At 71.8% G+C, this 15,324-nt stretch carries 16 protein-coding genes; 7 read left to right on the top strand and 9 right to left on the bottom strand.

Features of this window, described 5'->3' with window-relative positions; genetic code table 11:
• Positions 1 to 62: 62 nt before the first annotated feature.
• A complete protein-coding gene (locus GTY67_RS18110; RefSeq protein ID WP_161279346.1) occupies positions 63 to 551 on the bottom strand; it encodes a hypothetical protein in 489 nt (162 codons plus the stop codon).
• A 488-nt stretch (positions 552 to 1,039) separates the two neighbouring features.
• On the opposite strand from GTY67_RS18110, the gene GTY67_RS18105 reads away from it, so the two are divergent.
• Positions 1,040 to 1,603 carry a TetR family transcriptional regulator gene (locus GTY67_RS18105; protein WP_161279345.1) on the top strand — a complete coding sequence of 188 codons (564 nt, stop codon included), beginning with the start codon at positions 1,040 to 1,042 and terminating at the stop codon, positions 1,601 to 1,603.
• On the opposite strand, the gene GTY67_RS18100 is transcribed toward GTY67_RS18105, so the two are convergent.
• Positions 1,587 to 1,835: a hypothetical protein gene (locus tag GTY67_RS18100; protein ID WP_161279344.1), complete on the bottom strand. Its 249-nt coding sequence runs from the start codon at positions 1,833 to 1,835 to the stop codon at positions 1,587 to 1,589. The genes GTY67_RS18105 and GTY67_RS18100 overlap by 17 nt on opposite strands.
• A gap of 161 nt (positions 1,836 to 1,996) precedes the next feature.
• On the opposite strand from GTY67_RS18100, the gene GTY67_RS18095 reads away from it, so the two are divergent.
• Positions 1,997 to 2,629 (top strand): GNAT family N-acetyltransferase, encoded by a 633-nt coding sequence (locus GTY67_RS18095; RefSeq protein ID WP_161279343.1) that lies wholly within the window; start codon positions 1,997 to 1,999, stop codon positions 2,627 to 2,629.
• Here GTY67_RS18095 and GTY67_RS18090 read toward each other — a convergent pair.
• Entirely contained in the window at positions 2,586 to 3,008 is a 423-nt protein-coding gene (locus tag GTY67_RS18090; protein ID WP_093690101.1) for a hypothetical protein, read from the bottom strand. The genes GTY67_RS18095 and GTY67_RS18090 overlap by 44 nt on opposite strands.
• A gap of 156 nt (positions 3,009 to 3,164) precedes the next feature.
• On the opposite strand from GTY67_RS18090, the gene GTY67_RS18085 reads away from it, so the two are divergent.
• From GTY67_RS18085 to GTY67_RS18075, 3 genes are read left to right on the top strand one after another with little or no spacing between them, the layout of a single operon-like run.
• Positions 3,165 to 4,001, top strand: coding sequence for a DUF5753 domain-containing protein (locus tag GTY67_RS18085; protein ID WP_161279342.1), 837 nt, complete (start codon positions 3,165 to 3,167; stop codon positions 3,999 to 4,001).
• Entirely contained in the window at positions 3,998 to 4,234 is a 237-nt protein-coding gene (locus tag GTY67_RS18080; RefSeq protein WP_161279341.1) for a DUF397 domain-containing protein, read from the top strand. Before GTY67_RS18085 ends, GTY67_RS18080 begins: the two co-directional genes overlap by 4 nt.
• Positions 4,235 to 4,237: 3 nt before the next feature.
• Positions 4,238 to 4,657 (top strand): DUF393 domain-containing protein, encoded by a 420-nt coding sequence (locus GTY67_RS18075; protein ID WP_161279340.1) that lies wholly within the window; start codon positions 4,238 to 4,240, stop codon positions 4,655 to 4,657.
• On the opposite strand, the gene GTY67_RS18070 is transcribed toward GTY67_RS18075, so the two are convergent.
• The 3 genes from GTY67_RS18070 to GTY67_RS18060 all read right to left on the bottom strand — a co-directional run bounded on the left by GTY67_RS18070 (position 4,654) and on the right by GTY67_RS18060 (position 7,848).
• Positions 4,654 to 5,820: an HTTM domain-containing protein gene (locus tag GTY67_RS18070; protein WP_237502648.1), complete on the bottom strand. Its 1,167-nt coding sequence runs from the start codon at positions 5,818 to 5,820 to the stop codon at positions 4,654 to 4,656. The genes GTY67_RS18075 and GTY67_RS18070 overlap by 4 nt on opposite strands.
• Positions 5,813 to 6,469 (bottom strand): DUF5819 family protein, encoded by a 657-nt coding sequence (locus GTY67_RS18065; protein WP_343238701.1) that lies wholly within the window; start codon positions 6,467 to 6,469, stop codon positions 5,813 to 5,815. Before GTY67_RS18065 ends, GTY67_RS18070 begins: the two co-directional genes overlap by 8 nt.
• Positions 6,470 to 6,600: 131 nt before the next feature.
• A complete protein-coding gene (locus GTY67_RS18060) occupies positions 6,601 to 7,848 on the bottom strand; it encodes an ice-binding family protein (RefSeq protein WP_161279339.1) in 1,248 nt (415 codons plus the stop codon).
• 418 nt (positions 7,849 to 8,266) lie between these two features.
• Here GTY67_RS18060 and GTY67_RS18055 point away from each other — a divergent pair, with 418 nt between their 5' ends.
• On the top strand, positions 8,267 to 10,261 hold the full coding sequence (locus GTY67_RS18055; RefSeq protein WP_161279338.1) for an Ig-like domain repeat protein: 1,995 nt from the start codon (positions 8,267 to 8,269) through the stop codon (positions 10,259 to 10,261).
• Here GTY67_RS18055 and GTY67_RS18050 read toward each other — a convergent pair.
• Positions 10,251 to 11,873, bottom strand: coding sequence for a helix-turn-helix domain-containing protein (locus GTY67_RS18050; RefSeq protein WP_161280149.1), 1,623 nt, complete (start codon positions 11,871 to 11,873; stop codon positions 10,251 to 10,253). The two genes, GTY67_RS18055 and GTY67_RS18050, sit on opposite strands and share 11 nt — an antisense overlap.
• Before the next feature lie 471 nt (positions 11,874 to 12,344).
• Between GTY67_RS18050 and dnaN the strand changes: the two genes are divergently transcribed.
• A complete protein-coding gene (gene dnaN / locus GTY67_RS18045) occupies positions 12,345 to 13,463 on the top strand; it encodes a DNA polymerase III subunit beta (RefSeq protein WP_161279337.1) in 1,119 nt (372 codons plus the stop codon).
• A 147-nt stretch (positions 13,464 to 13,610) separates the two neighbouring features.
• Here dnaN and GTY67_RS18040 read toward each other — a convergent pair whose 3' ends face one another.
• Positions 13,611 to 14,693, bottom strand: coding sequence for a CU044_5270 family protein (locus GTY67_RS18040; RefSeq protein WP_161279336.1), 1,083 nt, complete (start codon positions 14,691 to 14,693; stop codon positions 13,611 to 13,613).
• Entirely contained in the window at positions 14,690 to 15,310 is a 621-nt protein-coding gene (locus tag GTY67_RS18035) for an RNA polymerase sigma factor (protein WP_161280148.1), read from the bottom strand. Before GTY67_RS18035 ends, GTY67_RS18040 begins: the two co-directional genes overlap by 4 nt.
• Between the last annotated feature and the right edge of the window lie 14 nt (positions 15,311 to 15,324).

Genomic DNA, 15,324 nt, shown 5'->3' with positions numbered 1-15,324 from the left:
GGGGGCGGGGACGTGGAGTGTACGAGCGTACGCCTGAAGCGTACGTTCGTACACACCCCGCCTCACGCTCCCGTCGTGGAGCCGGGGCGGATGATCATCAGGACGGTCACCGTGGCCCACAGCAGGTTGAACACGCCCGTGAGCATGGCCAGTCGACCGGCGACCCGGAGGACGGACCCTTGGGCCTCCGCTTCCGCCTCCGCCTCCGGGGGACCCACAGTGGTGAGCGCGCGGTCCTGGGCCGGGAGGATCAGCAGGGCCAGTACGGCGGCGGCCGCGGCGGTCAGGACGATCGAGACGATCAGCCAGGCGCTGCCGAGCACTCCGAGACTGCTCGCCGTGGCGAACCCGAAAACCGGTACGGCGGCGCCGACACCCGCGTAGACCCGGCAGATCCGGTGCAGCAGCCGCAGGGCCGCGTACGCCTCCCGGTCCCCCGGTGCCGCGTGCGCGCGGCGCAGGGCCTTGGGGAACATGCTGGCGGCGACGGTGACCGGGCCGATGGCCAGGACGGCGGCGATGACGTGCAGGGAGAGGAAGAACTTCGTCACGGCCGGGACCCCGGAACCGTCTCCGCCGCCCGCCCGGTACGCCGCACACCGCTGACCCGGGAGGCCGGGAGCCGCCCGGCCCGGGAGGTGCCCGCGAGGGTGTCGCCGGTGCCTCCCGGGCCGACGCCCACCTCCTCCTCGCTGTCGCCGGGCGGATCGTCATCTGGTGCGGTGTACGGCTGGAACGCGCGCGGGAAGGCCCCGCCTCGAAAGGGGTGGGCCCGCCACCGCAGCAGGTCCGTCGGCAGCCGGACGGGCTCACCAACGCCGAGATCCTCCGCAAGCTGGACCGCCCCTCCGGCTGGACCTGCCGGGGCCAACAGATGGCTGCCGGACCGACGGCCCCTCTGCGTCGGCGTGACCGAGACCAACGGGAAAGTGCAGCTCAAGGTGGCGCTCAGCCACCTCATCCACTGGCCGCGCGGCCCCACCCCGCGCTCTATGCTGCGAGAGCCGAGGAGAGACCAGGCCGAACGAGGAGGCGCCGGGTGGCGACAGGGCGCACCGACCCCGACCGGCGGGACCGCATCATCGACGCGGCCCTCGACGTCATCGCCGACGAGGGTGTCGCGGGTATGTCGCACCGGAAGGTGGCCGCCCGTGCCGGGGTTCCGCTCGGGTCGATGACGTACCACTTCACGAGCATGGACGAGCTGCTCCACGAGGCGTTCACCCGGTTCTCCGGCACGATCGTCGCCGTCTTCGAGGACCGCCTCGGCGCCGCCGACACCCCCGACGAGGCCCGCGAGGCCGTCGCCGACCTGGTCCACCACCTCTCCGGCGGCAACCAGCGCGAGCTGATCCTCACCCACGAGCTGTACACCCTCGCCGCCCGCAAGCCCGCCTACCGCGAGCTGACCCGCACCTGGATGAGCCGCAGCCGGCGCGCCCTGGAATGGCACTTCGACCCCGCCACCGCCCGCCAGCTGGACGCGCTCATCGAGGGGCTGTCCATCCACCGCGCCCTGGAGACCGAGCCGCACGACCGCGCCCTGACGGTCGAGGCGATCGCCCGGATCACCAGGTCCGGGCCGGTCACCGGTCGCCCCTGAAGAGGTCGTCGAGTTCGTCGGTGCAGTCCGTGCGGTCGCGGGAGAACGCCACGATTCCGCCTTCCCCGTCGCTGTAGCTCTTGGCTGCCTGCATCCGGCCTTCGATCTCCGCGATGTACTCGCGGCACTCGGCCTTGACGGGTCTCTCGGGCCGCGCCTGGAGCCAGGAGGTGGCGGTGAGGCCGGCCACGCAGAGCACCGCCCAGGCGAGAAGCCATGCGCGACGGCTCATCCGTCGTGGACGGCGTGGAGGGCGTGGAGGGCGTGGATTCGGCACTCCGGCACCCTACGAGCACCACGGCACCCACGCCTAGAGAGCCGCCGCCGGAACCCCGACCACCCCCGGCCCGAACCCAGTTGCGGGGCGCTCCCGCACCCCCAAGGATCGGCGCCATGACCCACGCCCTCCTGCGCCCGTACCGCCCCGCCGACCGCGACGCCCTCTTCGACATCTGCGTACGCACCGGGCACGAAGGCGGCGACTCCCGCCACCTCTACCCCGACCCGGAGCTCCTGCCGAACATCTTCGCCGCGCCCTACGTCGTCCTCGAACCCGAGCTGGCCTTCGTCGTCGAGGACGGCGGGCGGGCCGTCGGCTACATCGTCGGTACGGCGGACACCGCGTCCTTCGTCGCCCGCTACCGCACCGAGTGGCTCCCGGGCTTGACGGACCGCCACCCCGCCCCCGTACGGCCGCACTCCCCGCCCACCCCCACCGAGATGATGACCGGGCTCCTGTACGACCCCGAGCGCATGGTCCTGCCGGAGCTGGACGCTTATCCGGCCCACCTCCACATCGACCTGCTGCCCAGCCACCAGCGGTACGGGTACGGGCGCCGGCTCATGGAGACCTTCCTCGGCGCCCTCCGAGCCCGGGGCGTCCCGGCCGTCCACCTCTCCATGGTCACCGCCAACACCTCCGCCCGCGCCTTCTACGACCGCGTCGGCTTCCACGAGATCGCCGTCCCCGATCCGGGGCCCGTCACCTATCTCGGCCGTAGTACAGCAGCGACTCCGCCGCGTTGATCAGGATCAGCGTGTGGACGAAGCGGCCCGGAGCCGTCGGCGGGTACCGCCACGACAGCGGCCACGTCCCGCCCCCCAGCGCCGGGACCGGTACGTAACTCACGCGGTTCCTCGTCGAGTTCAGAATCGTCACCTCACGCGGCCAGCAGCGGTGCGCCGTCGAACCCGGCGGTACGAAGAAGTAGACCCCGCGCCTCCCGTTCGCCTCGGTCACCACCGGGCCCGGTTCACCGCCGACCAACTCCTCCATCAGGTCGGCCAGCCGTCGCCCGATCTCGCCGTCCACGCGGACCGCGTCGAATTGCACGCCTGCCTTGCGGAGTTGGAATCCCGAGTCCGGGACCCACTCGATATTGCGCTCACCATTCAGTGCATTCACAGGGCGATTGTGACCCCGATCACCTAGCGTTCTCTACGACTGGCGAGGGGCGTCGCACAGCCGTTGACCTGCGCGAACTTCGCTGTTGGGCAGTTGATTTCAGCCACATCGCGTAGTGACCGGTTGAGTTCGGTTGAGTCGAAAAGAGATCACGTCATGGCAAGTGCGGAGAACAAGGAAACGGCCAGTCCGGCGGCGAAGCTGGTGGCCAAAGTGACGCGCATGCTGCGCATCCAGCGTGACTGGTCGCAGGACCGGCTCGGCGACGAACTCGGCTACTCGGCCGCTGCGGTCAGCGCCATGGAGACGTGCGCACAGCCCGCCAGTGACGCGATGCTGGTGGCGCTGAAGCGGGTCCTCACCGAAGGCAGCGACGTCTTCGAGACGGCCCGGCTGTACATGCGGATGGAACGGCTGCCGGAGCAGTTTCAGGACTACGCGCTGCTGGAGCAGGCCGCCATCAGCCTCCAACTGTTCGCCGCCAACGTCATCCACGGGCTCTTCCAGACGGAGGCGTACGCGCGGGCGCTCATCGGTGGCGGATATCCGCCGCTCTCCGACGAGCGCGTCGAGGAGCTGGTGCAGCTGCGGATGGCGCGCAAGGCCCTCTTCGACCGCGACCCGCTCCCGATGATCGAGATCATCATCGACGAGTCCGTCCTGCGCCGGGTCATCGGCAGCGAAGAGATCATGCGGGAGCAGCTGCTCTATCTCGTGGAGTGCGCCCGGCGGCGCAATGTCACGCTGCTGGTGCTGCCATTGGATGCCGGGAAGTATGGGGAGTACGCGGGTGCTCGCGGCGAAATGGACCTGATGGAGACCTCGACGCATGAACATCTCGTCTATCTGGAGCCGCAGGACGAGAGCCTGCTGATCAGTGACCCGGCGAAGGTGAGCATCTACGCTCAGCGCTATGCGAAGATCCGGTCACAGGCCCTGGGTCCTCGCGAATCGCTGGACCTCATCATGCGGTTGGCAGGAGTGAAGGAATGAGCAGCACCCTCCGGTGGTTCACGTCGAGCTACAGCAGCGATAGCGGCGGCAACTGCATCGAGGTCGCCTTCGACTGGCGTACCTCCTCCTACAGCAGCGGCAGCGGCGGCAACTGCGTCGAGGTCGCCGCCTGCCTTCACTCCGTCCACGTCCGTGACTCCAAGGTCACCGACGGACCCGCCTTCGCCGTCGCGCCCGACGCCTGGTCCGCCTTCGTCACCTGGGCGGAGTGAACCGTGCCCGCTCGGCCCGCCCTCGTCTACGACGGTGACTGCGCCTTCTGCACGACCTCGGTGAACTTCCTGACGCGGTACGTGCGTCCGCAATGCACCGTCACGCCCTGGCAGTTCGCCGACCTGGATGGCCTCGGTGTCACCCAGGAGCGGGCCGAGCACGAGGTGCTGTGGGTCTCGCCGCTCGGGACGGTGTACGGGGGCGCGCAGGCCGTCGCCAAGTTGCTGCTGAGCGCCGGTGGGGGCTGGGCCTGGCTGGGCGGGCTGCTCACCCTGCCCCCGGTGCGGTGGATCGCCCACGGCGTCTACCGGCTCGTCGCCGCCAACCGCACCCGCCTCCCCGGCGGCTCCCCGGCCTGCGCACTGCCGGCGGACCGCAGGCCGGGGTCGGGAGCGGGACCGGGCGTACGGTCCGCGCCCTAAGGACGATCGTGTACGGGGGTGGCGCGGCCGCCCTGCTTCGGCACCGCGCCACGCGGTGCCTCCGGCGCTTCTGCCCGTACCGGCTTCGGCTCTTCCGTACGTCCCAGCGCCCGCCGGGCCAGCCTCCCGGCCGCGATCCAGAAGCGGTCCGGCAGGAACACCGCGTCCGCGATGATCATCGCGCCCGAGAACAGCGGCAGGCCCATGAGCACCGCGATGCCGAGGTGCATCCCGAGCAGCATCGTCAGCACCGGGTACTTGAGCCTGCCGAACAGCACGAACGGGAACGCCACCTGGAGGAGCACCGTCAGGTAGCCGACCACCGCGATGGCGAGCACCTGGCTGTCCGCCCAGTGGGAGAGCGCGGGCCAGGGCTGGAAGAGGTCGAGGTTCAGGACGTAGTGCAGGGCCGTTCCGGCTCCCCAGGTGCCGCCCTGGACCTTGTAGAGGCCTGCGGCGCCGTAGAGGAAGCAGACCTGGATGCCGATCACCAGGAGTCCGCAGTTGTGGAGCGTGGTGACCAACGCGCTTCTTGCCGCGGCCAGTTGGGGTGGCAGTACGGGTGCGCGAGGGGCCCTTCTCGCGTCCAGGGACCAGCGGCGGCCGGACGCCGTGAGGACGAGGTAGAGCGCCATCAGCAGGACGAGGTTGTCGCCGCCGTCCGTCATGAAGATCGACCGCGCGTGGAACGAGGCCACGACCACCGCGAAGAGCACGGAGACCGCGCGGGTCCGCCAGCCCAGCAGGAACAGGAGGCTGACGACGAGCGCGGCGGCGTAACAGAGTTCGAAGTAGAGGCGGCTGTCGGAGAGCGTCAGCACACTGGCCCAGCCGGTCTGGTCGAAGAGCTGCCGGGCCAGGTCCGGGGTCCATGGGGAGCCGGGGCCCCAGATCGCGTCGCGGTGTGGGAACTCCCGTAGCAGGAAGACCAGATAGAGCAGGCCGTAGCCGATGCGCAGGACCGACACCGCGTAGAGGGAGAGGGGGCGGTCGGTCAGCAGCGCCCATGCGTGGCGCGCGGCTCCCGTGACCCGTACCAGCGGGCGGGGCGCGGCGTCGGCCTGCCCAGGAACCCGGAGCGCGGCGTCGGCCTGCCCCGGCACACGGAGCGCGTTGTCCGCCTGCCCGGGCGTACCGGGCGCGTTGTCGGTCGGCTCAGGCATCCGTTGTCACCTTCCACCAGGGCAGCAGCCGCGTATCGGCGTTCTTCGCGGCGGCCGTACGGCGGTCGTCGTCGTCCGCGCTGCCCTGGGCGGGCACGGGGACGGTCACCACCCGCAGCTGGATGTTCTCGAACGGCTTGCCGTCCCGTTCGGCCATGCGGTCCGCGGCGATGTTGCGCAGGTAGCGCTGCATCATCACGGCCCGGTCCGAGCGCGAGAGGTCGTCGCCGCCGTGGAGTTCGGCGTACGACGTCCAGGACCGGCGCAGCATGTTCTGCGCGGTGTGGCTCGGGAGGGGGTGGTGCTTGATCGCGGCGGTGTCCACCGCCGTCAGGTCCACCCAGTCGCTGACCTCGATGGAGCCGTCCGGGGCCGTGTGCGCGGTCCGCGCGAGGATCTGGCGGTTGACGGAGTCCGGGTCGGGCGCGAACAGCCGCCAGTTCTGCTCGAAGAGGGGGTAGACCCAGGCGTCCACCTGGGAGTTGAAGCGCTGCGACACCACGTTCGACGGTGCCACGTGCAGGAAGACCAGGCCGACGTGGGCCAGGGCCGTGGTCAGGCAGAGCGCCACGGCGGTGTTGAGGACTCTTCTGCGGACGTGTCCGCGTACGTGTCCGCGTTCGTGTTCCGTCGTGACTCCACCCAGCACGTGCCCCAGCCCCGCCCTGTTCTCGTTCGTCGCTACTTGTCGTCGTACGTCGTGTGGAAGCGTGCGGCGGGGCCGGAGGACATGCCCCGCCGCACGCCGGTCATCGGGCAGCGCGGGGGCCGCGCCGCCGGTCAGCCCTCGTGGTGGCCGGGGCCCTCGGGCTTGTCGCCGTAGCCGCCGTGCTGCTCGCCGTGGCCGGGGCCGTGGTCGCCGGGGCGTCCGTCGCCGTAGCCGTAGCCGCCGTCGTGGCCGCCGGAGTGGCCGCCGGTGCCGCCGCCCTTGTTGCCGCCGGTGTGACCGCCCTTGCCGCCGCCCTTGCCGCCGCCGATGACACCGCCCTTGCCGCCGCCCGTGTTGCCGGCGATGTTCCCGGAGGTGTTGCCGACGGTGTTGCCCGTGGTCGTCCCGGTGGTGGAGCCGCCCGGGGTGCCTCCGGTGGTGCCGCCCGTCAGGACGCCGCCGAGGACCCCGCCCAGAACGCCGCCGGTGCCACCGGTCGTACCGCCGGTCAGGACGCCGCCGAGCACCCCGCCCAGAACGCCGCCCGTGGTGCCGGTGGTGGTGCCCGTCGTGGTCCCGGTCGTCGTGCCCACCGTGGTCCCGGTCGTCGTGCCCGTGGTCGTGCCGGACGTGGTGCCGCCCGAGCAGGTGGAGCGGGTGATGCGGTTGTTGTCCAGGGTGACCGAGCCGTTACGGGCCAGCGCCCGGCCCTCGATGGTCGCGCCGGTGGTCACGCTGATCGAGGTCAGCGCCAGGATGTTGCCGATGAAGGTCGAGTCCGTACCGAGCGTGGCCGAACTGCCGATCTGCCAGAAGACGTTGCACGGCTGGGCGCCGTTGATGAGGTTGACGCGGCTCGCGGACGCCGTCGTCAGACCCGAGCCGACCTGGAAGACCCACACCGCGTTGGGGTCGCCCTCGGCGTCGAGGGTGAGCGTGCCGGTGAGGCCGAGCGTCGAGGAGGCCGTGTAGACGCCGGGCACCAGCGTCAGGCCCCCGGCGTCCGGCGGCAGCGCGGCGTCCGTGGCCTGGCCCGCCGCGTTGTTGTACGCCACCACCAGGTCCGACTTGGCCTGGAGCGCGACCGCGTCCGCCGAGTGCTGGACCCCGTTGACGAGGCCGGGCGGGAATCCGCTGATGGCCGTACCCGGGCTGACGCCGACGTCGCCGGTGATCACGGTGGGCCCGGTGTTGGTGACCGACTCCCCCGCCAGCACCGCGAAACTGTCCGCCGTCCCGAGCGGTACGGGCGTGGCGATGGCGAAGGCCGGGGCCGTCGTCACGGCCACCATGGCGGCGGCGACCGTCGCGGTGACCGCGGCGGTGAGCCAGGAGGAGACAAGGCGCCGTACTGCAAGATGAGGAGTTCTGAGCTTCATCAGAAACCGTTTTTCTGTGCGAGGCGGCGGCTTCCGAGCCGTTTCACGGTTTCCCGGAAGCCCTCGTGTTCCGGCAGCACATTACGCACAGAAGCACCCAAAAAGTCCGGCGAAATGGGACCAAACACGCCCCCTTTTTCTCATCGGAAAATGGGAAACGGTTTCTTCGGAGCGCAGAATGCTTTCATCGAATGGAGGTGCCCCGCCGCCGGTGAACGAATAAAGAATTAATGCACCAGGTGTTCCCCTGCCGGGCGCGGAGGCCCCGGTACGCGGGGCGCGCGGCTGCTCCGAGGGGCGCGAAAAGTGCGCTCCCTTGTCGGTGGCATGGCTTATTCTGCGATCCGGGCCGCGCCCCTTCGCTTCTCTCATCCCGGGTGACGCGCGGCCCCTTCATACCGTGGGGGTATCAGTAACTGTGCGCACGCGCAGAATTTCGACCGCGACGGCGTTCGCGGTCCTCTTCAGTTCCGTGGTGCTGGTCGGCGGGACGGCGAACCCGGCCGCGGCCGACAGCAGCAGAATCCTTCCCGCAGCCTCGCTCGGCGACATCGTCGCCGACGGTGTGCACCAGCGGGTGTTCATCAGCGACCCGCAGTCCGGCCAGATCCTCGCCACGGACTACTCCGGCCAGGTCGTCCGCGTCCTGGGCGAACTGCCCGGGGTGACCGGTCTGGAGCTGTCCGCCGACTCCGGCACGCTGTACGCGGGTGTGGCGGCCTCCGACCACATCGTGGCCATCGACACCGCCACCCTGACCGAGTCCGCGCGCTACGACATCGGCCTGGGCACCCGGCCGACCCACCCGGCCCTGGCGGGCGGGAAGCTCTGGTTCGGCTACGGGGCGGCGGCCGAGGGCAACATCGGTTCGCTGGACCTGTCCGGCGAGGAGCCGGTGGTCACGCTGGACCAGGACACGGACCGTACGTGGTACTCCGCGCCGGTCCTCGCATCCTCGCCCGGCGCACCGGACAAGCTGGCCGCGGCGCAGGAGGGCCTGAGCCCGTCCGAGCTGGCCGTCTACGACGTGGCGTCGGGCACCGCCGAGCGGACCGCCCGCCTCCGGGCGGACGCGAGCAACCTGCGCGACATCGCGGTGAGCCCGGACGGGGCCCAGCTCGTCGTCGCCAGCGGTGCGCCCTACTTCCACCAGGTGTACCGGACGTCCGACCTGCGGGCGGAGCAGGGCTACACCTCGAAGCACTACCCCAATGCCGTGGACATCGCCCCCAACGGGACGGTGGCGGCCGGGATCGACGGTGCCTACGACCCGGACGTCTACATCTACCCGAAGGGCGCGTCCAAGACCGTCCCGGTGCGGACGTACGACTTCCCCAACACCGGTGCGTACAGCGGATCGGACAGCCTGGAGCCGGCCGGTCTGGCCTGGGCGCCCGACGGCAGCCGGCTGTTCGCCGTCTCGGCCAACAGCCACGGGACCCGTTCCCTCCGGGTGCTCACCGATCCGACGCGGTCCGTCGCCACCCTGAGCATCAGCGCCCCCGCCAAGGCGACGCGCGCCAAGGCGCTCACCGTCAAGGGCTCCGTCAAGGCCTCCGTGGCGCTCCCGGCCGGCACGCCCGTCACCGTGACCCGTACGGACGTCGAGTCCCCCAAGGGCAAGGCGCTCGGCACCGTGAAGACGGACGCCAAGGGCGCGTTCACCTTCAAGGACACCCCGCCCGCGGGCGGCAAGGTGACGTACAAGGCCACCTACGCGGGCAGCGCCCAGCACACCGCGGCCTCCGGCTCCGCCGCCGTCACCGTCTCGCGCGCCGCGACCTCCCTGAAGCTCAACCGGAACAAGTCGCTCCACGCGTACAACAAGAACGTCTCCTTCACCGCGACCCTCGGCAAGACGTACAAGAACCGCGTCGTCGAGATCTGGGCCGACCCCTTCGGCGCCGACAAGCCGAAGAAGCTGGTCAAGAAGGCGAAGGTCAACGCCAAGGGCAACCTGTCCGTCACGGTCAACATGAAGCGCGACACGACGGTGACCGCCGTGTTCGCCGGGGACGCCCGGTACGCGCCGAAGACGGTGAAGTCGACCGCGTACGCCAAGGTCAAGGTCTCGACCACGCTGTCGAAGCAGTACAAGACGGCGAAGATCGGGAAGACCTCGTACGCGTACTACAGCAAGAAGAAGAACCCCGTCTTCACCACGTCCATGACCTACCACAAGGGCCGTGCGCAGCGGCTGTCCCTGGAGCTCAACTACCAGGGCAAGTGGTACGACGCGGGCCAGGAGTTCTTCGCGCTCGCCCCCAACGGCAAGTCGGTCGTCGAACTCCTGGGGCCGCACGAGACCGGCTACAAGATGCGCGTGCGCGCTTCGTACGTCGACGGCTCGTCCGGCGACAACGTCAACTCCACGACGCACGGCGCCTGGAAATACTTCATCTTCACGAAGTAGCCGTCACCTCCCGCGCCCGCAGCGCCAGCCACAGGTCGTAGCGGGCGCTCGGGGGGCGGAGCAGGGAGCGTTGGAGTGCGGTCTCCAGCCGGGTGAGGCGCTTGCGGGTGCCGGGGACGGAGATGCCCAGCTCGGCCGCCGTCGGGCCGAGGCGGCCCTCGCAGCGCAGCCAGGCCCGCAGGGTCTCCTCGGCCGGTCCTCCGACCGGGCCGGTCAGAGGGGCCAGTTGGCGGGCGGCCCACTCCTGGACGGCGGGGCGGCGCAGGACCTCATCGAGACCGAGGGCCTGCGCCGCCCCGCCGTGTGATGCCCCGCCTTGTGCCGTCCCGCCGTGTGCCCTCCCGCCGTCGCGCTGTCCGGAGGACGCTGTACGTTCCGTCTCTCCGGAGTCCGGGGTGCAGACCGGGGCCGGGGTGGACCGGATGCGGAGGGCCAGGTCGAGGGCCGACTGGTCGGCCAGCCGGTGGAGGTCCAGGCCCAGCAGTTCGCCGATGAGCTTGAGGCGGGCGGCCAGGGTGTTGCGGTGGACCTTGAGGTGGTCGGTCGCGTGCGACGAGAACGCCAGCCAGGACGCCGCCGTGGCCGTCAGCTCCTGGCTCCCCGGGTCCTGCGCCCGGCGCGGGACGTGCGTGAGGAGCGGTGTGAGCAGGGCCTCGGCCCACTGCCGCCCCGCGTGCCCGACGACGAGGGCGGGCTCCGGTGCGAGGCCGAACCGGGCGTGCCGGGTGGGGAGTTCGCGGGCGACCGCCAGGGCGTGGAACGCCTGCCGGTAGCCGGTGGCGGTGTCGGCGAGCGGCACCTGTTCGCTGACGCCCACCACGCAGCCCGCCACCAGCGCGGCCACGGCCTCGTCGGTGGCGGTTCCGCTGCCCCGGCCGTCCTCCGCCGGCATCACGAGGATCAGGTGGCGGGCGTAGACAGGGCACCGCACGATCCAGGATCGCCCGCCGTCCGCCTCGGCGCAGACCCGGGCCACCTCGTCCCGGCTGCCTCCTCGGCACTCCACGACACACACCCGTACGGGGTCGGGGAGCCGGGGCCGCAGCGCACCGGCCACCTGCTGGGCGATGGAGAGCTGGCCCGTCATCAGCAGGTGCAGCACCGCCTCCCGGCCGCGCGACTCGGCGAGGTCCACCCGGCGCCGCTTGCGCTCCACCGCCTCGGCCTCCCAGCACAGGGAGAGCGGCATCAGCGCATCGGCCAGCAGTGTGGCGAGCCCGGCCGCCACCGGGCGGGGCGTGACGACGGCGAGGAGGGGGGCGGTACCGCGCTCCTCGCCGTGCGGGTCGTACCCAGGTAGAGGGAAGAGGAGCAGGGTGTGCGCGCCGGTGTCGTGGGAGAACGCCAGGGCCCCGCGCTCGGTCAACGCCCGTACGCCTTCGGCGACCAGCGCGGTCACATCGGGGATGCCGGAGCCGCCGGCCGCGCTCGCGTCACCGGACACCGTCCCCGGCCCTCTGCCGGTCACCGTCCCCGACGCGCCACCGGACAGCGTCCCCGACGCGCTCAGCGACGTACCGTCGGAGGAGGCTATTCCGGCCCAGCCGTCGGCGCGCCCCGCCAGCCAGCGCAGCAGCTCCGCCGATCCGCCGTTCCTCGCCAGCCGCTGCATCCGCAGCAGGTCGTCGGCCCGTTGACGTGCTCGCACATGATCCCCCGATCATCACTGTGCATCACTGTGCGGAGTGTTACCCCCGTCTGCGCCCCACTGGGCGCATTGAACCTCCCCGTGCCCCTACCCACCGATCTATGGTCCGAACGTGGTGTTCCGGTACCGGTCGCAGCGGCTCACGGGGGTGGTCGCTGGCGCCGGTGCCGGAGCTCTCCCGCCCTGGGCGGGTGCCCGGCCCCGGCTCGTTGTCAGTGGTGGCCTCTAGGGTGTGTCCGGCGGATCAGGACCGGATAGGCCGCGGCGTCTGGTGCGGTGCATCGCAAGGCGCTGGAACGTCCTCATCGCGGAGCGATTCGGGCGTTGCGGCAACGCCGCGAGGTGCCGTGCCAGGCGTCGCGGACCCGGTCCTGATCCGCCGGACACGCCCTGGCGTCGTCCGTGTCCGGACGACCTGTGAGGAGAGGCCCCAGCGTGGAGTTCCGCATCGAGTGCAGTGCCCTGACCGAAGCCGTGGCGTGGGCCGCCCGCGTCCTGCCGGTCCGCTCCCCCGTTCCCGTACTGGGCGGGCTCCTGCTGGACACGGAGGGCGGGCGGCTGCGCGTGAGCGGTCTCGACTACGAGGCGTCCGCGCGCATCGACGTGGAGGCCGCCGAGGTCGTGCGCCCGGGGAAGGTGCTCGTCATGGGGCGGCGGCTGCTGGACATCTGCAAGGTGCTGCCGGACGGGCCGGTGGAGTGCGCGGTCGAGGGGTCCCGATTCACCGTCTCCGGGGACGGCGCCCGCTTCGGCCTCTCCGTGCTGCCGCTGGACGACTACCCGGCGCTGCCGTCGCTCCCGCAGGTGCGGGGCGCGGTGGAGGCGGCGGAGTTCGCGGCGGCTGTCGCCGATGTGGCGGTGGCGGCGGGGCGGGACGACACCCTGCCCACGCTCACCGGGATCCGGCTGGGCCTCGACGGGGAGAGCGGGACGATGACGCTCGCGGCGACCGACCGGTACCGCTTCGCCGTGCGGACCCTTCCGTGGAAGGCGGCGGCGGGCGACGAGAGCGCCGATGTCGTCGTCTCCGCCCGGCGGTTGACGGAGATCGCCCGCTCGCTGGGGCGGTCCGGGCTGGTGAGTGTCGCCCTGGACGCCGGTTCGGCGGGGTTCGAGCACGCGGGGATGCGGACCACCGTGCGGCTGCTGGACGGGCGGCTCCCGCGCCACGACAAGCTGTTCGCCCTGGAGGGCCCGGCCGTGGCGGTGCTGGACCGGGCGCGGCTGGTGGAGGCCGTCAAGCGGGTCTCGGTGGTGGCCGACGGGGACAGCCCGGTGCAGATGACGTTCTCGGCCGCCGACAACTCCGTACATCTGCAAGCCGGTTACGAGGACGACGTGGCGTCCCAGCGGCTACCCGCGACGCTGGAGGGCGCCCCCGAGATGACCGTGGCGTTCCACCCGGGGTATCTCGCGGACGCCCTGGCCTCCTTCGAGGAGCCGACGCTGCGGCTGCTGATGATGGGAGCGGGCCAGCGGGCGATGATCACGGACGAGGCGGGGTCGGAGACCCACCGGCACCTGCTGATGTCGGTACGGCCGCCGTTGGTGTAGGCCGGTGCCGGTGTGGGCCGGTGCCGGTGTGACGCTCGGTGGGCTGGTGTGGGCCAGCGCCGGGGTGTGGCGTCCGGTGGTACGAGGCCGGGCGGGCCGGACTTCCCTGTACGGAGTCCGGCCAGCCCCCTCCCACAGCTCTCCGTACTAGTCCTGCGGCCGGACCCCGCCCTCGTCCACCACGGACCGCTTCTGCACGGCCTGGGCGTCGAGGAGCGCGCCCTTCCCGCCGATCTCGCTGTCCTTGGTCAGGAAGGTGCGCGAGCCGAGGAAGGAGAGCCCCTCCGGGTCGAAGACCCACTCCGAGCGGGTGGCGAAACGGGTGTCCTCGCGGGCGATACCGACCCCGTGGCGGCCGAGCGCGTCCACCGCGTCCGGGGCCTCGGTGACGCCGGGGATCAGGGCCGCGGCCTTGTAGAGCGCGGCGGCGGTCTCCGGCGGCAGCACGGTCTCGCGGATCAGGTCGCCGATCTGGTCGAACACCGCCTGGGCGTGCTCCTGGGTATCGGACTCCGGGGTGAGGGCGGTGAGGTGGTCCAGCAGCCGGCGCGGGTCCGTCGGGAGGGCGGCCAGCCAGCGGTAGGTGGGACGGCTGATGCCCTCGCGGGTGCCGTCCTCGTCCCCGAACTCGGCGTTGATGGGGGAGATTTCGCCGCCCTGGCGGATGTAGCCGAGCTTCTTCTGCGGGCCGGGCTTCTGCGCGTACCAGATCTCGCGCTCCGCCAGCGGGCCCGTCACCAGCTTGCCGCTGGTGAGGTCGCTGTCCTGGACCTGGCTGCGTACGTAGACGAACTGGTCGTCGCCGACCGGCCCGGCCCCGCTCTTCGCCGCCGCGTCCGAGATCCGGTTGAGCACGAGGGCCACCGGCTGCGCGTTCCCGGCGCGCTCCGAGGCCGGGGCGCCGCTGCCCGCCCGCGCCGGGGCCTGTCCGCCGCCCTGCGCGGAGTAGCCCGCCACCAGCGCACCGGCCAGCGCGAGCGCGGTGACCGGGGCCAGGAAGGACGGGCGCAGCAGGCGCGGGCGGGCGGGGGCGCGGTCCTTCGCGGGCGCGGCGGCGGTGTCGAGGTCGATCTGGTTCATCAGGCGTTCCCTGTGGTGCTCGTGGCGGCCCGGCGGAAGGTCGAATGCCGTGGCGGGCGGCAGCAGCCGCGCCAGCTCGGCGCGGTCGTCCAGGCCGCCCCGGCCGTCGCGGTCGTCCCGGCCGGCGCCGGTACCCGTGGTCGCGGTCATCGCGATCCCCCCTCTCCTGGCAGGGCGACGAATGCCGCCCTGCCTCCTACCTCTCCGCGGCCCCGGCGAAGTTCCCGCCCGGACTCGTTCCGTTCCCGCTCCAGGTGTTCGCCCGCCAGTCCGCGCAGCCGCGTACGGGCCCGGGAGAGCCGCGACCGTACGGTGCCGACGGGGACGCCCAGCGCGTCCGCCGCCTGCGCGTAGTCCAGCCCGGCCCAGACGCAGAGCGCCAGCACCTCCCGCTCGGGCTGCCGCAGGCGGTCCAGGACCGCCCGTACGGCGGCCAGCTCCCGCTGGTGGTCCAGCCGCTCGGCGGAGGCCTCCGCGAAGTCCTCGGTCTCCTTGGGCTTGGGCTGCCGGGCCAGGAACGCGAGGCGGCGGCCGACCCCGCGCCGGTGGTTGCGCGCCTTGTTGGTGGCGATGCCGAGCAGCCAGGGCCGCAGGGAGCCGCCCTCGGGGTCGATCTCCTCGCGGGTGCGCCAGGCGGCGAGGAAGGTCTCCGACATCACGTCCTCGGCGGCGGAGAGGTCGCCGGTGAGGCGGCAGGCGTGGCTGTGCACGGACTTCGCGTACCGGTCGTAGAGGGCGCCGAAGGCCTCCCGGTCGCCCGCGCGGATGCGTTCCCGTACGC

Origin of the sequence: Streptomyces sp. SID8374 (genome assembly GCF_009865135.1) — a bacterium.
Classification (GTDB): domain Bacteria; phylum Actinomycetota; class Actinomycetes; order Streptomycetales; family Streptomycetaceae; genus Streptomyces.
Note: the sequence above shows the minus strand (reverse complement) of the source record. Positions and strands in the feature narration are given on the sequence as shown.

Bases quoted from the DNA above. Each gene is read 5' to 3' on its own strand.
- GTY67_RS18100 (WP_161279344.1), bottom strand. From the start codon at position 1,835: ATGAGCCGTCGCGCATGGCTTCTCGCCTGGGCGGTGCTCTGCGTGGCC.
- GTY67_RS18095 (WP_161279343.1), top strand. From the start codon at position 1,997: ATGACCCACGCCCTCCTGCGCCCGTACCGCCCCGCCGACCGCGACGCC.
- GTY67_RS18085 (WP_161279342.1), top strand. From the start codon at position 3,165: ATGGCAAGTGCGGAGAACAAGGAAACGGCCAGTCCGGCGGCGAAGCTG.
- GTY67_RS18080 (WP_161279341.1), top strand. From the start codon at position 3,998: ATGAGCAGCACCCTCCGGTGGTTCACGTCGAGCTACAGCAGCGATAGC.
- GTY67_RS18070 (WP_237502648.1), bottom strand. From the start codon at position 5,820: ATGCCTGAGCCGACCGACAACGCGCCCGGTACGCCCGGGCAGGCGGAC.
- GTY67_RS18060 (WP_161279339.1), bottom strand. From the start codon at position 7,848: ATGAAGCTCAGAACTCCTCATCTTGCAGTACGGCGCCTTGTCTCCTCC.
- GTY67_RS18050 (WP_161280149.1), bottom strand. From the start codon at position 11,873: ATGCAGCGGCTGGCGAGGAACGGCGGATCGGCGGAGCTGCTGCGCTGG.
- GTY67_RS18040 (WP_161279336.1), bottom strand. From the start codon at position 14,693: ATGACCGCGACCACGGGTACCGGCGCCGGCCGGGACGACCGCGACGGC.